Raw genomic sequence first — 19,705 nt, 5'->3', positions numbered from 1 at the left:
TTCTTTTAAAAAATTCTTTAGTAGCCTGGTTCAGCTACCTACACGGATTTATTTCGATTACTCAATAAACTCAAATTCAAAATCTAAAAGACGAATGGTGTCCCCATCTTCTGCACCTCGTTTTCGTAGTGCATCATCAACGCCCATTCCCCGTAATTGTCTAGAGAATCGCTGTACAGCTTCATCATGATTAAAGTCAGTCATTTTAAATAATTTTTCAATTTTTGCTCCAGATAAAACATAAGCTCCATCATCATCACGAGTAATTTTAAATGGTGCTTCTTCCTTGTGATAGCGATAAATTACTTTTTCTTCTTGCTCAGGCTCTTCTTCTGGAGATATTTTCGGTATACTATCTAGTGCATCAGCAACAGCGAATAATAGATCTCTGATTCCTTCTTTTGTGAGAGCAGAAATTTCAAAAACTGGATACTTGTCGTCTAATTCTTGTTTGAATTGTGCTAAATTATCTTTCGCACCTGGCATTTCCATTTTATTTGCAGCAATGATTTGTGGACGTTGCATGATTTTTGCATCATATTTCGTTAACTCTTGATTTATCTTTAGAAAATCCTGATATGGATCCCTACCTTCTGTTGCAGCCATATCAATGACATGAACAATAACTCTTGTTCGTTCTACATGTCTAAGGAATTGATGGCCTAAACCAACCCCTTCATGCGCTCCTTCGATTAAACCCGGCAAATCTGCCATCACAAATCCACGATGATCTTTTGTTTCAACCACACCAAGGTTTGGCGCCAATGTTGTAAAATGGTAATCTGCGATTTTGGGCTTTGCTGCACTAACAACAGATAGCAAGGTAGATTTACCCACACTCGGAAAACCCACTAAGCCAACATCAGCAATAAGCTTCAGTTCGACCTTTATATTACGTTCTTGGCCTGGTTCTCCATTTTCAGCCATATCTGGCGCTGGGTTTCTAGGAGTGGCAAATCGTGAATTTCCTCGTCCGCCTCTGCCACCATTGACAATAATTGCCTCTTGCCCATGATTGGTTAAATCAGCAATCACTTCATTCGTTTCTTCATCCGTCACAGTAGTGCCAGGAGGAACAGGAATGATTAACGATTTTGCATTTTTACCGTGCTGATTTTGACTCATCCCATTTTCTCCACGCTTTCCCTTAAAATGGCGATTATACCGGAAATCCATTAATGTATTAAGACCTTCATCTACTTTAAAGATAATATCTGCACCATTTCCTCCATCGCCACCTGCTGGTCCACCTTTAGGAACGTACTTTTCTCGACGATACGCAACGAGTCCATTTCCTCCATCGCCAGCTTTTACATATACACTAACTTGATCTACAAACATACTTTCACCTCATCTTAGAAACATGGTACAGAGAAATCACATATTAAACAATTCGCTTGTTTGTATACAGATAACGTGTATAAACTCGTTAAAGAATTTAAGCGAATTAGTAAGCTCTCCTGATTTATTATCCCATAAATCATCAAGCGAACCTCTATAACTTCTGTCCTACCTGTTACCATTTCCAATTCAATATCAATTAGATCATTACTCTGATTTTCGTCTTGGACCAATGCCATGATCTGACGACATTGTTCTGTTAATAGCTTGTCTGCTTTTTCTACCTTTTTATTTTCCGTATGTATTCGAAATTTTAATCGCATATCTTGATACATTTGATGAAATTGAAGCACCCACAAGAAGAATTCAAAAGCTTGTAGTTGCATTAATTTCCGCTCTTCATGATAATAGGCAATAGCATCAGACGTTTTTTCCTCTACTCTTTCTACTTTTCCCATGGATGCATAACCATGAATGACTTGTAAATGATTCATCAAGTCATGTCGGTAATGCTGTATTAGCTGAACTACCTCTTTTTCTGTCATGTTACGCCCCCTCACTATGTTCCAAAGTATAGCAAAAAATTAAGAAAAGATCATTCATATTGGGTAGACCTTTTCCTCAGATTATAAAAAACTCCAGCCAACATACTGGCTGGAGTTTTTTATAATACTTATGCTTCTTTAGCAACTGGGTATACACTTACTTTTTTACGGTCACGTCCAAAACGTTCAAATTTAACTACACCATCAATTTTAGAGAAAAGTGTATCATCTCCACCGCGTCCAACGTTCGCTCCAGGATAAATCTTGGTACCACGTTGACGATAAAGAATCGATCCGCTAGTAACAAATTGGCCATCCGCACGTTTTGATCCTAGTCGTTTCGATTCAGAGTCACGACCGTTTTTCGTACTACCTGCACCCTTTTTCTGAGAGAAAAATTGCAAATCTAGACGTAGCATTATTTCCACCTCCTTATTTCGTTTGTATTTTTATAAATTTACTATATTCTTGTTCAATTGAACTTAATGATATAAGCATTCCCTCAAATAGCAATTGTATCTTCTCCATTTTCTCATCTGAAACAGAGGTTGGAATAGTTACATGAAGATACCCACCGTCATTTCCTTGTCTAATAACAAGATCTGTATCGCATAGATCCATAACTGCGTTTACTGCTCCAATGGATACAGCTGATACTCCTGCACAAACCAAATCATAGCCATATGGTCCACTTTCAGCATGTCCAGAAAGTTCAAATGCTGTTATTTGCTCATTTTCACGAATTACGGTTATAACTATCATGTTAGAATCCTTTATGCATTAATTTTGTCAATTACCAATTTGGTATAAGGCTGACGATGACCTTGCTTGCGATGATAATTCTTTTTTGGTTTGTATTTAAATACAGTAATTTTCTTTTGACGACCATGTTTGGCAACTTTTGCAGTTACAGTAGCACCTTCAACATACGGGGCGCCGACTTTCACGTCATCTCCACCAACAAAAAGAACTTTATCAAATGTAAAAGCATCATCTTGCTCAGCAGCAACTTTTTCAATGTAGATTTCTTGACCTTCTTCTACTTTGATTTGTTTACCACCTGTCTCAATAATAGCGTACATACTACATGCACCTCCTTAATTAACTCAGACTCGCCATACAGGTACCTTCATTGGTTTAAAAACCTGTTCTGCGCGGTTGTAGCACTGGTGCTACGATGAATAACGTATTAATGCTACCATGTTTTCAGTACATGTGTCAAGATTACATTCAGGTATTTGATTCATTTTAACAACTTTAACGAACTGCAACTTTCATATAAAATTGGCACAACACAATTTTTACTGGACAATCTATTCATGTATTGTGCAATGGTTAAATTTCTTTCGTACTAACTACTTCAATTTTTCGAAGAGCTTGCGAAGCTAGTTGATCTGCTTCTTTATTTTTATTTCGAGAAACTAGCACATATTCTGGTTCCATTCCCAATTTTTCAAGCTTGGCATCAATTCGATCAGCCCATCTCGAAAGTTCAAACTCATAACATGGCCATTCCCCACGTAATTGATTAATAACAACATTTGAATCACCTATAATTGTAATTGGGATGTGATGTGCTTCTAATGAATGAAGTTCTTGAAGTGCTAAATGAAGTGCTGCATATTCAGCTTCATTATTTGTCTTAAGTTCCTCAACCAGTGCATTTTTTCTGAGACGAAATGATTTATTGTTCTGTTTATAATACAAAACACAACCTAACCCTGACTGATTTGATTCTGGATCAAACCCACCGTCGAAGTAGAGGATAATATCATGAACCTCTGTTTTTAATTCCTCAATATGACGCTGTAATTCCTTCATGGACCATGTTGTATCATGCTTATCTACATAAGTGATCTTTTTTAAACGTCCAGTTCTTTCTAAATCCTCCGTTAGTAATAATGCTTTAGGCACCTTCATCTCTTCAGAAAAACAAGTCATTTCAGCACCTTTTGGGGTTCGATACGTAAATTCCATTCTTACTTTCATTTCATTGCCTCCTTGAAAACACCTTTCGTATATATACTTTACCCTAATTATTTTAATTCCTAATAGCAATCTCCTCTATTTAAAAATAAAAAAGGGCAAGCCCAATAAAAGGCTTGCCCTTAGGTTATGTGATCGGCAATTTCTCCAATGCTTTTATTCACCTGTTTATCGTAAAAAAAACTTTTCAAACAGAACGCTTCATCTAGAGCATGTCGTTTATAATTAGCATCATATATATGAATATCATGTTTTCTTTCTCGATAAAAGTAAGAAAACACTTCCATTAATGATTCACTATCCTTAACATGAATCGGCATGCGTCTTGTATTATTTTTTGATTCCTCTTCATAACGTTGCAAAAGGAATCGCATAAAAGCATAATACCGCTGTTTCCATTCGGTTCTATTTTCCATAAATAAAAAAATAAAAATAAAGAATGAGCTTAATGTAAAAGGAAATGCAAAAAGTTGAATAGATAATAAAATTAAACTAGCTATCATCGAACCGAAAATAATGGAATAATATGCTTTCTTATATGGTAATAAAGAAGATAAAAATAATAATAACAGCTTACCGCCATCTAAAGGCCAAATAGGTAATAAATTAAATAATAAAATAATCGTATTATAATAATAAAATAGTTCCAAAACGGGAGGAGGTAATATATCTCCAGTCCCTACGATCAGTAATCCAAGATAAATAATTATATGTTGAAATGGCCCTGCACAAGTAACATACATTTCTTCTTTTAATGGTTTACTCCCATGTTCTTCTGTATCCATTACCCCACCAAATACCCAAAGCATAACTTTTCGAATTCGCCATTTAAAATGGCGCGCAGCCAATAGATGACCCATTTCATGAAAAAATACGATAAATAATAGAATAGCCAGTTCCATAAACGTTCCTGTAAAAAAAGATATGATAATAAATACTAATAAAATCGGATGGAGATGAATTTTAGGAAGACTATTGAGTGTCGTCAACTTTTAACACCTGTACTGGATCGATATAATCGTTATCTTTCTCAATCGAGAAGAATACGGACTGGCTTTCTTGTGTAGGGCTGAATTGGCCGATTGTTTGGTTTGCTGTTACATGCTGATAAATGTGTACATCAATATTGCTCAAATAACCATATGTTGTTTTACTACTATCAGGATGCTGTACAACAATCGTTTTATTTGTTTCTTTATCATTACCAGCAAATATTACAACACCCTCCTGTAAGGCCGTTACTGTACTCTCTCCCGTTGGAGCAATTTTTATTCCGGTGCCGTTTGTTTGAAATGTTTCTGTCACGTTTCCATTAACTGGCATAGCAGAAGCATTACTCGTTACGTTCTCCGATTGATTATCAGGAACAAATGCTAATGGGCTTCCAAAGGTCTCTTGGTACCAAACATTTACTTTAGCAAAAGGAAATTCCTCTGTTAATGCACTACCTGTCCACTCTTTCGGTGATTGTAATACAGGGGATTCTACTTGCCAAAGTAAAGCGACACCTAAAAATAACAAAATAGAAAGTGTACCTTTTAATAAAAAATTTGTTACCGTTTTACCTTTTGATTTTGAAGGATATCCTGGATCAGAAAATACTGGTGCATATCCATGCTTTTCCTCCTCTTGTAAAAAAGGAGGGATCACCTGTTTGCTTGGTTTTCCTTTAGTGGGTACACCTCGGGCTTTTTTTCGTTGTTCGATTGATTGACGTACTTTTTTTACTCCTTTACTCATCATCCTCACAATCCTTCTCAAGCATTTGTACAAGTCTATGAGAGAGATTATAAAGATATGTCAGAAAAAGGCTAAGCTAAAAAGAAATCATTTCTTATACCATTGCGATCCGTATTTTTCAACGAGGATCTTTTGCCTCCAGAATCACATCCCGTTCCCTTTCTGCGGCCGACTGTAAGTTTTTTCGCTTCATTGCCACGGTCTGTGCTGCTTTGATCTCGCCTAAAGTCTAGTCGAAAGGAATTCCTAAAAAGATGGAATAAAAGAAAAACAACCAAAAAAACAAGGCAACGAGAACCTCTCGATGCCTGCTCCTTAAACCTTTTTATACACGCATTCCGAAAAACTTTTTCACTTTCTGCATCATCCCTTTTTCCGTATCAAGGTTCTGTAAAGGAACGGTTTCACCTAGAATCCTTCTAGCAATATTTCTATAAGCAATCGAAGCTTTCGTATTTGGCTTAAATGCTACTGGTTCACCTTTATTCGAAGCTTTGATAACTTCCTCATCATCAATAACAATGCCAATTAAATCAACGGATAAAATTTGGAGCACATCATCTATATCAAGCATATCACCGCTTTTCATCATATGATTCCGAATTCGATTAATAACTAATCGCGGTGGTTCAACCATGTCTTCTTTTTCTAATAAGCCAATAATTCTATCTGCATCCCTTACACTTGACTTCTCTGGCGTTGTCACAACTATTGCTTTGTCAGCACCAGCAATTGCATTTTGAAACCCCTGTTCTATTCCTGCTGGGCAATCAATTATTATATAATCATATTCTTGTTTTAACTCTGTAATGATACGCAGCATACCCTCTGTAGTGACAGATGATTTATCACTTGTTTGAGCGGCAGGCAGTACGGATAAATAATCAAAACGTTTATCTTTGATCAAAGCTTGTTTTAATTTACACCTTTCTTCAATCACGTCAACAATATCATAGATAATTCTATTTTCTAGCCCCATCACTACATCAAGATTTCTTAAACCAATATCTGTATCTATTAGACAAACTTTTTTCTCCATTAATGCTAATGCTGTTCCAATATTTGCAGTCGTAGTTGTTTTACCAACTCCGCCTTTACCTGATGTAATAACGATCGCTTCACCCATTTTGCATTCTCCTTTCGAACCTGTTTATTTCTTTTCTTTTATGTGAGAGAACTTGTAGTCGATCAATTATGATTTTATCCTTCTCTTCATCAACTAGACCACATTCCATATACACACCATCAGATTCATAGTCAGGAGCACGACTGATATAATCAGCAATTCGAAGTTGACTAGGGTTCATGAAAGATGCTGCTATGAATGCTTTTATGTCACCGTCAACACCAGCATGGGCAATTCCCCGTAAATTCCCCAATATGTAAATATTTCCTGTTGCTGTAACTTTGCCACCAGGATTTACATCTCCTATAAGTAATAGGTCTCCAGTGACATGTAATATCTGGCCCGAACGAACAATTCGATTCATTGCTTTAATTTCGCTATTTGCTTGCCAAAGACGAGCTTCTTCGCGAAGAACGACATCCGATTCTATTGAATGAATCGTAAACCGGTTTTCCTCACATATCGTTTGTTTTAACCGTTCTAGTTGCTCATCATTTAGATAACGATGACCTAATTTCACTCTAACACTGACAATAGGTTCATGCTGGGTTGGCCTACTTTCTTTCATTTTACGTCCAAGCTCTTGTATCGCCTGTTCAAAAGAACAACTATCTTCGATAAATAATGTTAGTCCATCTTTTGTTCCCTTCATCGTAATTAATTGCTTTTTCTCCTGTACCACATGTTCACCTCATTTATCTAACATGAGAAAATTGAACAAAACATTAAATAGGATTGCTTCTTGCCAATTGCTCCCTTCCCCATGCAGTAAGTTTTTTAACAACGATTGGATATAAAGCGAGTAAAAATACTAGATTAGATAGTACTGTCGGTAGTAATCGAATGGACAAATATTCTTTCCAAGCTACATCGGTAATTCCTACTACCATATAAATTAAATAGATAGCGACATCTGCTAGTGCTAATCCAACAATTCCAAGCAAGATCGTCACAAAAATATTACCGTGTAGCAGCTTCTTTAAACCATGTACGACATATATAAGTAAGGCATAGGAAAACATATAGACACCTAGTACCTCTGTATATACAATATCGATAACTAACCCGAATATAAGGGCATACATTACCGAAAAATATGTTCTATCTTTATCGTAAAAAATGGCAATATACACAAGGAAGATAAATACCCAATGCGGTACAATAAGTAAATCATTTGTTAGTAGACTTCCCGGTAGCAACTCCAATGCTACTCCTTCTAGTACCATAATTAAAAAAAGAATGAGGGGCAAGTATAGACGTTTCATTACTCGCCCTCCTCTCCATTTTCTGTATCCTCTTGCACGGCACGATCAACTACAATGACTTGATTTATATCATACATATCAGCAGCAGGTTCAACTAATGCCGTTCGGGTTAGTCCGTATTGATCGGGAACGACTTCTTTCACTTCACCAATTGGCAACCCTGCAGGGAATACACCGCCCATCCCTGACGAAACAACTAATTCTCCTTCTTTTAGATCCTCTTTAGATTCCTCAATAATTCGGAAGATCAGGCTTTCGGTTTCTTTATCAAATCCTTCAACCATTCCAAAAATCTCTTGTCCATCCCTAGAAACGGTACCTGATATACGATTAAATTGATCAAAACCTGTTAGCAGCTGAACGGTTGAAGTACTTTGTGATGGTGCAAGCACTTTACCAACCATTCCTTCTGGAGTTATGACTGCCATATTAGCTTCTACGCCATCCTTTTTCCCTTTATTAATCGTTACTTGCTCAATCCACCGTTCAGGTGATCTTGACATAACAGTTGCTTGGATTGGATTATAATTCCGCATGTTATCGGAATCGGTGAGCTCTAAATTATTTCTTAAATCCTCATTCTCTTCTTTTAATTCTTGAACTTCATAAATAAGTCCTTTATATTCAGCCAGTTTTTCTTTTAATATCCGATTTTCTTTGTACGTATCTTTAAAATCATCCATATTTCCTACAATATCTGTTATAAAATTAATCGGAGCATGAATAATACCTTGTGCCCATCCTACTGTATCATTAATAACTTCTTCTACGCCTGTTAGATTATCTCGATCTCTAAGCGAGAAACCAATTAACGCGACTAGAATAATAAAACCAATTAATATTATAAATAAGCGTTTTTTACGTAAAAAAGACATAGGAACACCAACTTACTCTACAGTCGGACGTGATGATACATTCGGATGGGAGCGGAAGTGCTGAATGTATTCTAAAGATTTGCCAGTTCCAATTGCTACACTTTCAAGTGGATCTTCCGTAACAAAGACAGGCATTTTTGTCTCATCACTAATAGCTTTATCTATTTGTTTTAACAAAGATCCGCCTCCGGACAAGACTATTCCACGGTCCATAATATCTGCTGCAAGTTCAGGAGGTGTATTTTCTAATGTATTTTTGACTGCATCAACTATCGATTCTACTGTATCTTTCAATGATAACGCAATTTCTTCGGCGGTTATGGTAATCGTTTTTGGCAGGCCAGTTAAAAGGTCTCTGCCACGAATATCCATTTCTTCATTTTTAGTAATGTCACCAGCCGTACCAATTTCAAGTTTTATGGATTCTGCGGTTCTTTCGCCGATCATTAAACTATAATGTTTACGAATATAATTGGTAATAGCTTCATCCATATCATCCCCTGCCGTACGAATTGATCTGCTTGTCACAACTCCTCCAAGCGAAATTACAGCGACCTCCGTTGTGCCACCGCCAATATCAACAATCATACTTCCGGTTGGTTCCCATACCGGTAAACCCGCACCAATCGCTGCTGCAAACGGCTCTGAAATAGGAAAAGCTTCTTTTGCACCTGCTTGTTTAGTAGCATCAATCACAGCACGTTCTTCTACCATTGTTATGCCAGAAGGTACACATACCATAACATTTGGCTTCTTAGCAAAATAAGACCGATTCTTCATTGCTTTTTGTATATAGTATTTCATCATAGCTGCAGTTGTATCATAATCAGCAATAACTCCATCTTTCATCGGCCGAATAACTGTTATATTACCAGGTGTTCTACCAATCATATTACGTGCTGAACTTCCCACGGCCTCTATATCGCCTGTTTGTTTATTCTTTGCAACCACAGAAGGTTCCTTTACAACAACACCTTTGCCTTTTACAAACACAAGAGTATTTGCAGTACCTAAATCTATCCCTAAGTCCTGAGAAAAATTAAATATTCCCAAAAAAATCTCCCTTTCCAAATCACATTCATGTGGTTATATGTAGGTTCATAATATCGAATCCAATTATCTCGTTTTAATCGTTAAAAGTAAAACAATTACCACCATGTCCTAATCTTTAATTTTCGTTTTTAGCAATCCAATTAAAATGAAGCTCAACAAGCGCCACTTTCCATGAATAATTGAAAAATGGCGCTACTGAATCATTCGTCTATATAATTATACGAAAAAAAGAATAAAATAGATAGTGTTATTATCGGATCATTTTTGTTCATTCACCAAAAAGTTATTTACCTTTTTATCTCAATACTTCTATATACTGAAATAAGCTCAAATAATACATAATTCTTATAAATACCCTTTTTCCTTTAAAGAAATGAATTTACGATCACCTATTATAATGTGGTCAATTAATTCAATTCCTATCATTTTTCCTGATTCAGCTAATCGCCTTGTTACATGGATATCTTCTTGTGAAGGGGTAGGGTCTCCGGATGGATGGTTGTGGGCAACAATAATTGAGGCTGCTGAACGCTTGATTGCCTCCCGAAACACTTCACGTGGATGTACAATGGAAGCATTGAGACTACCAATAAAAATAGTTTGTCTGTGAATAATTTGATTTTTCGTGTTTAAGAATAATGCAATAAAATGTTCCTGTTTCAACCCTCGCATTTCTTCCATTATGTAGTCTGCTCCATCCTGAGGAGAGCGAACAACATATCGTTCATCTGGTTTATAATCATGCATGCGTTTACCTATTTCTATGGCTGCTAAGATCAAGACACCTTTTGCTGTACCAATTCCTTTTATAGCTATCAATTCTTCTATGGTTGCATCACTTAATAGCTTCAAACCTTCAAAATGCATTAAAACGCGACTTGATAATGTGATTACAGACTCTTTTTTTGTCCCACTTCCTAACACGATGGATAGCAATTCTGCATTCGAAATATGGTTTGCACCTAATCTTAATAGTCTTTCTCTAGGGCGATCATCTTTTGGTACATCTTTTATCATAATAGGTGTAGCGTTCATTCAGACCATTCCTCTGTTATAAGATAGTATTATCTTAGAACACCTCAGAGAATGATACAAATTGGTAATTTCAAAAAGAAATGGAATGAATGATTTACATAATTGCTTTTTCCATAACAAATAATTAGTTAATACGTATTACCTTATGATTTAAAATGGAATTTTCCATCCATTCACTTAATTATTTTTTGCAACAGACATGTAAGCATACCATAGATTTAAGAGAACAGCTCTACTTTGTAAATAATCTCCCTTTTCATTTTCCGATATTGCAGTTTCTATTTCCGTTTTTAACCCATCAAGTTTGTTTCCCTCTTGTGGATACTTATCCAAAAGCTCTTGCCATGTTTTTGTTTGGAAGCCTTCAGTTTCTAGATCTGCTTTCCATATGTCTGTAAATGACTTGATCCAATCACTTTCACTTTGTGTTAGATTAACTTCAAAACTATCCGTTGACCAATTTTTTACATAAATATCCATATCGGCAGCAGCCAGGCTTTTATTCAATTGATCAGCCTCGTTCTCACTAGCAACGGCAGCAATTAATAAAAAGTATTTTCCCTCTCTTTCCCAGGTCATGGTGGGAATCCCATTGTCCTTATAGTTAGTAGCCCATGTTTCAGCATTTGCCTTTTCAGAGAACACGCCTCCCTGTAATACAAATGCTTGAAGTCCATGAATGGTTGTGGCCGTTCCTTGACTTTCATTTTCTTCCTGGTCTTTATTATCGACAGCTGGTATACTTGCACTTCCATTTGCTTGACCGCTATCCTCTATAGTAACAAACATTTTAAGCATCATTATCCCTAAACATGAACCAATTACTAGGGCAGAAAGGATTGCAATAATAACTGGTTTCCATTTCTTTACTTTCTGCTTTAAGGATTCAAATCGTGCAGCTTGTATTTTGGTCAATCTAGTATAAGCAGGTACTTCACCTTCATCATCTGAAACTGTAGCTGCTTCTTGTTTTTTTCCAGGGGAATCAGATGTCGGAATTGAATCCTGTGTTTCTTGCTTGTTTATATAGAGTTTTACTTGCTTACCATTTTCCCAGACTGTTATTTTTCGCTTGTCCTTATTTTCCACTACCTTTCTTCCCTCCCCGCACTAGATTTATGTTAAACTCTAGCACAGCAAGGTTAAAAAGTAAGACGAAATCTGTCATCTTACTAAAGAATCGTTCAACATATATTTATCTTTTATTAACATTCATGTAGTCACGTACGAACGAAATAAAATGTAATGAACCAGTTATAAAATATACAGTGTTTGGGTTTACCATCTTATTGACTGCTTTTTGCCAATTTGGTTCAACTATCATTTCACCTCCATATTGTTGCATTTCTGTAACACTGGCAGCTCTTGGGTGATTGAAAGTTGTCAAGGTGATCGAAGTAAATCTACCTTGTAATTGGTGAAGCATATTTTCTAAGTCTTTATCTTTAAAGACAGCAAACAATAACGCACGATCCATATACTTATAGTTGCTCTCCATTGTTTCCAGAAAACGAGAGATTCCGGCTGGATTATGTGCACCATCAACAATAATTAATGGGTGATTCTGAACAATTTCAAACCTTCCAATCAGCTTCACCCGACAAAAAGCAGATTGAACTTTGGATATAACCAAATGAAATCCAGCTCTGGTCAGTAATTGAAGTGCCATCATAGCAATGGAGGCATTATCCTTTTGATGTTCCCCAGGCATATTAATGGTTAAGTCATAAGGCATTGCTGGTGATTGCATCCACGTTATGCTATTTCCTTGTAATGCGTGATATGTAAAATTACTGCCAAGTCGATATATAGGTGCTTGTTTTGCAGTTGCCTCCTTCTTGACAATTTCTGTCGCTTCTTGGCATAGTTCCCCAGTTATGACTGGAGTACCTGATTTTATTATACCAGCCTTGTGGGAGGCAATTTCGGAAATGGTATCCCCTAAAAAAGCAGTATGATCTTTAGCGATATTTGTTATAATGGACAGGATAGGTAGAATGCAATTCGTTGTATCTTCCCTGCCTCCCATTCCAGCTTCTATTATGGCTATATCTGTCCGATCTACAAAATAAAAAAGAGCAATAGCAGTAATGATTTCAAATTCACTAGGATGTAATTCCATATCATCCAATTGTAAGATGGCTGGATAGATTTCGGACCAGATATCCAAAATTAAATGCTCAGGGATAGGCTCGTCATTCAGAAAAACATGCCCTCTTAACCCTGTTAAACTAGGGGATGTAAACATACCTACCTGATAATTATTTGCAATTAAACCTTGTTTCACAAATTCTGCTGTAGAACCTTTTCCATTCGTACCTGCTATGTGGATAGTTGTTAGTTTTTCCTGGGGCCTTCCTAAAAGATTAAGTAGCTTTTCCATACGTTGAAGCCCCGGCTTAATTCCCAATTGTCTACGATTTTTTATAAAACTTTCTATTTGATTCATTTGTTGAAACAACTTACAGCACCACACTTATCGTTTAATTTTCCTATTTAGTATATCAGAAAGGACAGAAGCAATGCAGTTACACGGTTGGATTATTTATAATGGAAGTTTACCAGGAAAAAAATTTATTGATTTTGCTGAATGGATTCAAGCAGCTGCTATTCATAAAGGAGGTACTGCATCCATTTATAAGAATACTGAGTTGCTTGCGTATCTTGGCGAAGGAAATTTAGAAATCCTACATCTCCAACATAGAAAAGCACCTGATTATATCGTATTCGCAGATAAAGACATCTATTTAGCAAAACAATTAGAAAAGATAGGAATGCGTGTATTTAATAGTGCCGAAGCAATTTCCATTAGTGATGATAAAATTGCCAGCTATCAGCAACTGGCAGCTAACAATTTGCCGATCCCTAAAACATTGATAGCACCTAAATCATTTACGCAGGGGGAACCAGATATGGATGTCATGAAACAAGCCATTCAATTATTTAGTTTCCCAATGATTGTTAAAGAAGCATTTGGTTCATTCGGGCAACAGGTTTACTTTATACAAACAGAAGCTGAGTTAAGGATAAAGCTTGCCGAACTAGAAGGGAAGCCATATATGTTCCAAGAATTCATAGCAACAAGTTATGGTCAAGACTTGCGGCTTCATGTGGTTGGTGACCAGGTTGTTGCTTCCATGAAGCGTCAAGCTGATAATGATTTTCGGGCAAATGTCTCCGCTGGTGGTAAAATGGAAGCCTATACCCCAACAATTGATGAGCAAGAATTAGCAATTGCTGCTACGAAAGCAATAGGGGCAGACTTCGCTGGAGTTGATTTATTGTTCGGACCTGACCAAACCCCGATTGTATGCGAAATCAATTCGAATGCCCACATTCGTAATATGTTTGATTGTACTGGAATTAATGTGGCTGATGATATGATTGATTATATTTATCAGCAATTAACTGATTTTCAAAAAGGAGAATAACATTGCTTAAAGGTTGGATCGTTTACAGCAAGAAAGACTTCAGAGGAAACCAATCCTATATTAATTGGTTTATCAAAGAAGCTGCTCGACAATCACTTCAATTACAACTTGTAATTCGAGAAAACATTACAATCGGTATTGAAAATAATCAACGAAGAGTTTACTTCAACGGTGAGATGATAACGGATTTAGACTTCGCTATTGTTCGCACGATTGATCCCATGTTGAGCACTCATTTGGAAGCATGTAATATCATCGTCTTTAATTCTGCTTATGTTTCCAGAGTTTGTAATGATAAGGCTCTTACTCATCATATTGTTCAACAATTGAATATTCCGATGGTAGATACCATCTATTCCAAAAAAGAGCAGCTCTCTTCTCACCCACCTTTACCTTATCCGTTTATTATTAAGGAAACCTCCGGGAGAAGTGGAAAACAGGTTTACTACATTGCAGATAAGCAAAGCTACCTAAGATGTCAACAGTTACTTCGCACTACTAATCTTGTTATTCAATCTTGTCATGTGCAAATGGGAAAGGATTTACGTGTCTTTGTAGTTGGGAAAAAAATTGTCGCAGCTGTATTACGACAGAATGATACAGATTTTCGGGCCAATTTTAAATTGGGAGGCTCAGCAACATTATATAAATTGAATAATGAAGAACGATGCCTGATTAAGAAAATAGTCGAATACTTTGATTTTGGAATGGTAGGGATAGACTTTTTAATTGATTATGATGGGAATCTGTTATTTAATGAAATTGAGGATATTGTCGGTTCTCGAACATTAAGTAATTCAAGTGATATAAATATTCTTCGTATTTATGTAGACCATATAAGTGAGAAGTTAAAAAGAAGGAAACTGCTCTAATGATAGACAGTTCCCTTCTTTTTATTATCCCCTCAGTTCTTCCAATCTAGCTTTTACCTTCGCCTGTTTATCTAGATAATCTCGCTCTTTTTGTTTCTCTTCCTCCACAACGGCCTGTGGTGCTTTATTAACAAAACCTTGATTTGCAAGCTTTTTCTTGACGCGTTCAACTTCTTTATTCCACTTCGTTAATTCTTTCTCTAGCCGCGCAATTTCTTTATCAAAATCAATTAACCCTTCTAGTGGGAAAAATAATTCAGCACCTGTTACAACCGCAGTCATTGCTTTATCAGGCACATTTACCGTAGTAGCAATCGTACATTCACTCGTATTACAGAAACGCTCCAGATAATCGCGATGTGTTTTCAATTCATTAATTACAGCTTGGTTCTCAGCTTGAATTAATAATTTTATTTGTTTCGACATTGGGGTATCAACTTCTGCTCGAATATTACGCACAGATTTAATAATCGATACAAGTCGTTTCATTTCTTGCGAAGCTTTCTCATCATGAAATGCATGATTTACTTGCGGCCAATTTGCTACTGTAATGGACGACCCTTGATGAGGTAATTGTTGCCAAATTTCTTCCGTTATAAATGGCATATATGGATGTAACATACGCATGGTTTGATCTAGTACATAAGCGAGAACAGAGCGAGTTGTTTTCTTTTTCAACTCATCATCACCGTACAGCGGTAATTTCGCCATTTCTATATACCAATCACATAATTCATCCCAAATAAAGTTGTAAAGATAACGTCCTGCTTCGCCAAATTCATATTTATCCGTATTTTTAGTAACTTGTTCAATCGTCTCATTCAATCGTGTTAATATCCATTTATCAGCAAGTGATTTTTCACCAGTTAAATCAATATCTTCATAGCTAAACCCTTCCAAATTCATAATCGAAAAACGAGATGCATTCCAAACCTTATTGGCAAAATTCCATGTGGATTCTACCTTTTCCCAGTGGAAGCGTAAATCCTGACCTGGTGTTGACCCAGTTAATAAGAAATAGCGTAAGGAATCAGCACCATACTTATCTATGACATCCATAGGATCGACACCATTGCCAAGTGACTTACTCATTTTTCGACCTTCTGCATCACGAATAAGTCCGTGAATTAATACATCATTAAAAGGTTTACGCCCCGTAAAGTGCTTCGATTGAAAGATCATCCGGGCAACCCAGAAGAAAATAATGTCATAACCTGTAACTAGTACCCCTGTAGGAAAATAGCGTTGAAAATCTTCACTAGCTGTATTCGGCCAACCCATTGTAGAAAATGGCCATAATGCGGATGAGAACCAAGTATCTAAGACATCTTCATCCTGTTCCCAATTTTCTATATCTTCTGGTGCCTCCTTGCCAACATGAATTTCATTTGTTTCTTTATGATACCAAGCTGGAATTCGATGTCCCCACCAGAGTTGACGAGAAATACACCAATCTCGAATATTTTCCATCCAATTCAAGTACGTTCGCTCAAATCGTTGTGGAACAAAATTAACCTTATCTTCTTGATGTTGTAACGCAATCGCGGCATCAGCTAACGGCTGCATATTAACAAACCATTGAGTCGAAAGATATGGTTCGACCACGGCTCCACTTCTCTCCGAATGGCCTACTTGGTGCGTATGATCTTCAATTTCAAACAGAATGCCTTGATCTTGTAAATCCTTTACAATCTGTTTCCGGCAATCAAAACGATCCATGCCTGCATAGGACCCAGCATTATCATTCATCGTTCCGTCCTCGTTCATAATTAGAACTCTTTCCAAATTATGGCGATTACCGATCTCAAAATCATTCGGATCATGCGCAGGTGTTATTTTCACAGCACCTGAACCAAATTCCATATCTACATATTCATCAGCAACGATCTCAATTTCCCTGCCAACGATTGGTAATATAACTTTTTTTCCAATTAAATCAGCATAACGATCATCTTTTGGGTGAACGGCTACTGCAGTATCACCTAGCATCGTCTCTGGACGTGTTGTTGCAATTTCAATTGTTTCTTTACTACCCTTTATCGGATAGCGCATATGATAGAATTTTCCATTTACTTCTTCATAAATAACTTCAATATCCGATAATGCTGTTTTCGTTTGAGGATCCCAATTAATAATATATTCTCCGCGATAGATAAGCCCTTCTTCATAAAGCTTTACAAACACTTCTTTCACAGCATCTGATAAGCCATCATCCAACGTGAAACGTTCACGGGAGTAATCTAAGCCAAGACCTAATTTTTCCCATTGGGAACGAATAAAATCAGCATATTCCCCTTTCCATTCCCAAGCTTTTTCTAAAAATTTATCTCTACCTAATTCGTACCTGCTCGTACCGTGTTCTTTCAGTTTTGCCTCTACTTTTGCTTGGGTTGCAATTCCAGCATGATCCATTCCTGGCAGCCATAGCACATCATATCCTTGCATTCGTTTCATACGAGAAATTGTATCTTGCATCGTTGTATCCCATGCATGACCAAGGTGTAACCGTCCGGTTACATTTGGTGGTGGTATTACAATTGCATATGGTTCCTGGTCTGGATCATTGCTTGCTTGAAAGTATTTGCCTTCCAACCAAAATTGATACCTGCCTTGTTCTACTTCCTGCGGGTTATATTTTGCTGACATGGAAGTAGATTTCTTTTGTTCACTCATACTAACGCCTCCTAAAACAAATTAATCAACTAAAAAACCCTTTTCATCCCAATAAAGGACGAAAAGGGTATACTTTCCGTGGTACCACCTTTGTTTGCAAGCTCGGCTTGAGCAATGCACAACTTCGTTGAATGATAACGGTAATAAACTCCATTACCGGCTTCTTCTAGTAATGCACTATATTTTCATAGCGTATGTTCAAAGAAGCTGCATCATGGACGACCTTCCATGGTAATATTGCCAAGGAAATTTTCAGCCTGTGATTTCCCTCTCTTTTGGTTATTACCTTGTACTCTTTCCAATCCGCGCATTTTTCAAAATCGTTTTTTAAGGAATAGCTTTATTTTATATATTATGTGTCATTTCGTCAACTATTTCTAAGAGTTTTGCACAAAAACAGGATATCTATACATAGTATATATAAAAGGCGTATGCACACAGGTTAGAGACGAATCAAGAACCCCTGCACAGATGGTTAAACCAATAATGTAATAACTTGAAAGTATCATCATTATGAAAAGAGAGGTGAATCCTAATGGCTCGCTACTATCGTTACCGCTTACCACCTTGGGCAAGAACATGCATTATTGTAATTGAAAGAGTTACCTTACCCATTTTGGTCTTTCAATTAATCCGTACCCTTTTCTTTCCAACAACGTTTGATGTATTTTTATTAGGACTGTTAGTAGGGTTATTCATTGCTTTTTATTTGGAGTGGATTTAACTTTCTAAGTCATCAATATCAAACGAATCATACTCTTGCTCAATATAGGCCGACAATTGTAATCCAAATAATATTCTCCTAAATACATGCTGCAATGAAACAATTTGTTCAATCATTGTTTCTTTCGAATTACCATGAGCTTCGAGTAATTGAAGATATGGTTGGCAATCTAATAATTGGATGGCTAACATGTAAAGCTCTTTCTTGGATAATTCATTTTCATTCATATAACTATCAAATGCTTGAATAAATAAATTCGTTGGTGCATCGTACATGCTTGTTTCATTTTTAAAGAAAATAGATAAATCCAACGAAGGATATTCGTACATGGCGTCTTCCCAGTTTATAAAAAATATTTGATCTGGTGATGAAAGGATATGTGAAGCTTGTAAGTTCCCATGACATAGACTATAATTCCATGCTTCATCCTCTTTCTGCTCATATAAAAGTTGATCAATTCTTCGCATTGACTCCTTAAGTGCAAAATCAATATCACGATACTGTGTACAAACAAGTAATTCAAAAGGTGACATGTAATGGTTTTTTTCATAGTTTTCAACAAAATGAAGCAGCTTTTTTTGTCTCTCTTCCGTTTCTTTTTGATAATTTGTAAAACGGTCGATAAATGTTTCATTTGGTATGTTTCGAACTCGTTTGGTTTTAGCATGGATTGTTCCAAGACTTTGGAATACATCACGTATAGAACTTTCATTAAAGTTAGTTAATGCTTTTCCTCTCCATGGCGTAAGGTAATAAATGCGATCATGATGTTTTTTGTATATATTTCCTTCCGTTGTTAAATAAACTGGGAGAATCGTATATAAATTCTCTGCATAAGCTTCTCTGAAAACCTTTTCCCACATGGAAACAGTCTGTTCGGATAAGTCGCTTTGCTTTAATGCATATTGTTGATGACCATCCTGGATTCTAAAGAGGTGACCCGTTTCATGTTCTATGTAAAAAGGTTGAACAGAATAAGCATTTAATATTGTTTTTATGGCATCCAACATATCACCACCTAATAACGGAAAACCCCTTG

At 36.5% G+C, this 19,705-nt stretch carries 21 protein-coding genes and 1 other annotated feature; of the genes, 3 read left to right on the top strand and 18 right to left on the bottom strand.

The window, feature by feature from the left end:
- Positions 1–57 precede the first annotated feature (57 nt).
- The 16 genes from obgE to M948_RS34080 form a co-directional block, all read right to left on the bottom strand.
- Entirely contained in the window at positions 58–1,341 is a 1,284-nt protein-coding gene (gene obgE, locus M948_RS34155; protein ID WP_021290987.1) for a GTPase ObgE, read from the bottom strand.
- A 14-nt stretch (positions 1,342–1,355) separates the two neighbouring features.
- Entirely contained in the window at positions 1,356–1,886 is a 531-nt protein-coding gene (locus M948_RS34150) for a Spo0B domain-containing protein (RefSeq protein WP_021290986.1), read from the bottom strand.
- 128 nt (positions 1,887–2,014) lie between these two features.
- Positions 2,015–2,305 carry a 50S ribosomal protein L27 gene (gene rpmA / locus M948_RS34145; RefSeq protein ID WP_021290985.1) on the bottom strand — a complete coding sequence of 97 codons (291 nt, stop codon included), beginning with the start codon at positions 2,303–2,305 and terminating at the stop codon, positions 2,015–2,017.
- Between the two features lie 13 nt (positions 2,306–2,318).
- Positions 2,319–2,648 carry a ribosomal-processing cysteine protease Prp gene (locus M948_RS34140; protein ID WP_021290984.1) on the bottom strand — a complete coding sequence of 110 codons (330 nt, stop codon included), beginning with the start codon at positions 2,646–2,648 and terminating at the stop codon, positions 2,319–2,321.
- A gap of 11 nt (positions 2,649–2,659) precedes the next feature.
- Positions 2,660–2,968, bottom strand: coding sequence for a 50S ribosomal protein L21 (rplU, locus tag M948_RS34135; protein WP_021290983.1), 309 nt, complete (start codon positions 2,966–2,968; stop codon positions 2,660–2,662).
- Positions 2,969–2,984: 16 nt separating this feature from the next.
- Positions 2,985–3,056: a sequence feature (ribosomal protein L21 leader region), on the bottom strand.
- Positions 3,057–3,221: 165 nt separating this feature from the next.
- The gene (locus tag M948_RS34130; protein WP_021290982.1) at positions 3,222–3,875 is read right to left on the bottom strand and encodes a reverse transcriptase-like protein; all 654 of its coding nucleotides are present in this window, start codon (positions 3,873–3,875) and stop codon (positions 3,222–3,224) included.
- Positions 3,876–3,994: 119 nt separating this feature from the next.
- Positions 3,995–4,861 (bottom strand): site-2 protease family protein, encoded by an 867-nt coding sequence (locus M948_RS34125; protein ID WP_021290981.1) that lies wholly within the window; start codon positions 4,859–4,861, stop codon positions 3,995–3,997.
- Entirely contained in the window at positions 4,845–5,615 is a 771-nt protein-coding gene (locus M948_RS34120; RefSeq protein ID WP_021290980.1) for a M23 family metallopeptidase, read from the bottom strand. Before M948_RS34120 ends, M948_RS34125 begins: the two co-directional genes overlap by 17 nt.
- A gap of 322 nt (positions 5,616–5,937) precedes the next feature.
- Positions 5,938–6,738 carry a septum site-determining protein MinD gene (minD, locus tag M948_RS34115; RefSeq protein WP_021290979.1) on the bottom strand — a complete coding sequence of 267 codons (801 nt, stop codon included), beginning with the start codon at positions 6,736–6,738 and terminating at the stop codon, positions 5,938–5,940.
- Complete coding sequence (gene minC, locus M948_RS34110; RefSeq protein WP_021290978.1) at positions 6,731–7,420, bottom strand: septum site-determining protein MinC; 690 nt, start codon at positions 7,418–7,420, stop codon at positions 6,731–6,733. Before minC ends, minD begins: the two co-directional genes overlap by 8 nt.
- Positions 7,421–7,463: 43 nt before the next feature.
- The gene (mreD, locus tag M948_RS34105; RefSeq protein WP_021290977.1) at positions 7,464–8,003 is read right to left on the bottom strand and encodes a rod shape-determining protein MreD; all 540 of its coding nucleotides are present in this window, start codon (positions 8,001–8,003) and stop codon (positions 7,464–7,466) included.
- Positions 8,003–8,878: a rod shape-determining protein MreC gene (gene mreC / locus M948_RS34100; RefSeq protein WP_021290976.1), complete on the bottom strand. Its 876-nt coding sequence runs from the start codon at positions 8,876–8,878 to the stop codon at positions 8,003–8,005. Before mreC ends, mreD begins: the two co-directional genes overlap by 1 nt.
- Before the next feature lie 12 nt (positions 8,879–8,890).
- Positions 8,891–9,931: a rod shape-determining protein gene (locus M948_RS34095; RefSeq protein WP_021290975.1), complete on the bottom strand. Its 1,041-nt coding sequence runs from the start codon at positions 9,929–9,931 to the stop codon at positions 8,891–8,893.
- A gap of 345 nt (positions 9,932–10,276) precedes the next feature.
- The gene (radC, locus tag M948_RS34090; RefSeq protein ID WP_021290974.1) at positions 10,277–10,966 is read right to left on the bottom strand and encodes a RadC family protein; all 690 of its coding nucleotides are present in this window, start codon (positions 10,964–10,966) and stop codon (positions 10,277–10,279) included.
- 177 nt (positions 10,967–11,143) lie between these two features.
- Positions 11,144–12,055: an SPOR domain-containing protein gene (locus tag M948_RS34085; RefSeq protein WP_021290973.1), complete on the bottom strand. Its 912-nt coding sequence runs from the start codon at positions 12,053–12,055 to the stop codon at positions 11,144–11,146.
- A 106-nt stretch (positions 12,056–12,161) separates the two neighbouring features.
- A complete protein-coding gene (locus M948_RS34080; protein ID WP_031335482.1) occupies positions 12,162–13,415 on the bottom strand; it encodes a bifunctional folylpolyglutamate synthase/dihydrofolate synthase in 1,254 nt (417 codons plus the stop codon).
- A 73-nt stretch (positions 13,416–13,488) separates the two neighbouring features.
- Here M948_RS34080 and M948_RS34075 point away from each other — a divergent pair, with 73 nt between their 5' ends.
- Positions 13,489–14,397, top strand: a complete 909-nt coding sequence (locus M948_RS34075) for an ATP-grasp domain-containing protein (RefSeq protein ID WP_021290971.1) — start codon at positions 13,489–13,491, stop codon at positions 14,395–14,397.
- Between the two features lie 2 nt (positions 14,398–14,399).
- Positions 14,400–15,269: an ATP-grasp domain-containing protein gene (locus M948_RS34070; protein WP_021290970.1), complete on the top strand. Its 870-nt coding sequence runs from the start codon at positions 14,400–14,402 to the stop codon at positions 15,267–15,269.
- Positions 15,270–15,293: 24 nt separating this feature from the next.
- Here M948_RS34070 and M948_RS34065 read toward each other — a convergent pair whose 3' ends face one another.
- Positions 15,294–17,942 (bottom strand): valine--tRNA ligase, encoded by a 2,649-nt coding sequence (locus M948_RS34065; RefSeq protein ID WP_021290969.1) that lies wholly within the window; start codon positions 17,940–17,942, stop codon positions 15,294–15,296.
- 535 nt (positions 17,943–18,477) lie between these two features.
- On the opposite strand from M948_RS34065, the gene M948_RS34060 reads away from it, so the two are divergent.
- Positions 18,478–18,666: a hypothetical protein gene (locus tag M948_RS34060; protein ID WP_021290968.1), complete on the top strand. Its 189-nt coding sequence runs from the start codon at positions 18,478–18,480 to the stop codon at positions 18,664–18,666.
- Here the strand turns inward: M948_RS34060 and M948_RS34055 are convergent.
- Complete coding sequence (locus M948_RS34055; protein WP_188942227.1) at positions 18,663–19,676, bottom strand: phosphotransferase; 1,014 nt, start codon at positions 19,674–19,676, stop codon at positions 18,663–18,665. The two genes, M948_RS34060 and M948_RS34055, sit on opposite strands and share 4 nt — an antisense overlap.
- Between the last annotated feature and the right edge of the window lie 29 nt (positions 19,677–19,705).

Origin of the sequence: Virgibacillus sp. CM-4 (assembly GCF_000445495.1) — a bacterium.
Taxonomy (GTDB): domain Bacteria; phylum Bacillota; class Bacilli; order Bacillales; family Amphibacillaceae; genus Virgibacillus; species Virgibacillus salexigens.
Note: the sequence above shows the minus strand (reverse complement) of the source record. Positions and strands in the feature narration are given on the sequence as shown.

Bases quoted from the DNA above. Each gene is read 5' to 3' on its own strand.
- M948_RS34075 (WP_021290971.1), top strand. From the start codon at position 13,489: ATGCAGTTACACGGTTGGATTATTTATAATGGAAGTTTACCAGGAAAA.
- M948_RS34055 (WP_188942227.1), bottom strand. From the start codon at position 19,676: ATGTTGGATGCCATAAAAACAATATTAAATGCTTATTCTGTTCAACCT.
- rplU (WP_021290983.1), bottom strand. From the start codon at position 2,968: ATGTACGCTATTATTGAGACAGGTGGTAAACAAATCAAAGTAGAAGAA.
- M948_RS34140 (WP_021290984.1), bottom strand. From the start codon at position 2,648: ATGATAGTTATAACCGTAATTCGTGAAAATGAGCAAATAACAGCATTT.
- radC (WP_021290974.1), bottom strand. From the start codon at position 10,966: ATGAACGCTACACCTATTATGATAAAAGATGTACCAAAAGATGATCGC.
- minD (WP_021290979.1), bottom strand. From the start codon at position 6,738: ATGGGTGAAGCGATCGTTATTACATCAGGTAAAGGCGGAGTTGGTAAA.
- M948_RS34080 (WP_031335482.1), bottom strand. From the start codon at position 13,415: ATGAATCAAATAGAAAGTTTTATAAAAAATCGTAGACAATTGGGAATT.
- M948_RS34060 (WP_021290968.1), top strand. From the start codon at position 18,478: ATGGCTCGCTACTATCGTTACCGCTTACCACCTTGGGCAAGAACATGC.
- obgE (WP_021290987.1), bottom strand. From the start codon at position 1,341: ATGTTTGTAGATCAAGTTAGTGTATATGTAAAAGCTGGCGATGGAGGA.
- M948_RS34065 (WP_021290969.1), bottom strand. From the start codon at position 17,942: ATGAGTGAACAAAAGAAATCTACTTCCATGTCAGCAAAATATAACCCG.
- M948_RS34130 (WP_021290982.1), bottom strand. From the start codon at position 3,875: ATGAAAGTAAGAATGGAATTTACGTATCGAACCCCAAAAGGTGCTGAA.
- mreD (WP_021290977.1), bottom strand. From the start codon at position 8,003: ATGAAACGTCTATACTTGCCCCTCATTCTTTTTTTAATTATGGTACTA.
- rpmA (WP_021290985.1), bottom strand. From the start codon at position 2,305: ATGCTACGTCTAGATTTGCAATTTTTCTCTCAGAAAAAGGGTGCAGGT.
- mreC (WP_021290976.1), bottom strand. From the start codon at position 8,878: ATGTCTTTTTTACGTAAAAAACGCTTATTTATAATATTAATTGGTTTT.
- M948_RS34120 (WP_021290980.1), bottom strand. From the start codon at position 5,615: ATGATGAGTAAAGGAGTAAAAAAAGTACGTCAATCAATCGAACAACGA.
- M948_RS34150 (WP_021290986.1), bottom strand. From the start codon at position 1,886: ATGACAGAAAAAGAGGTAGTTCAGCTAATACAGCATTACCGACATGAC.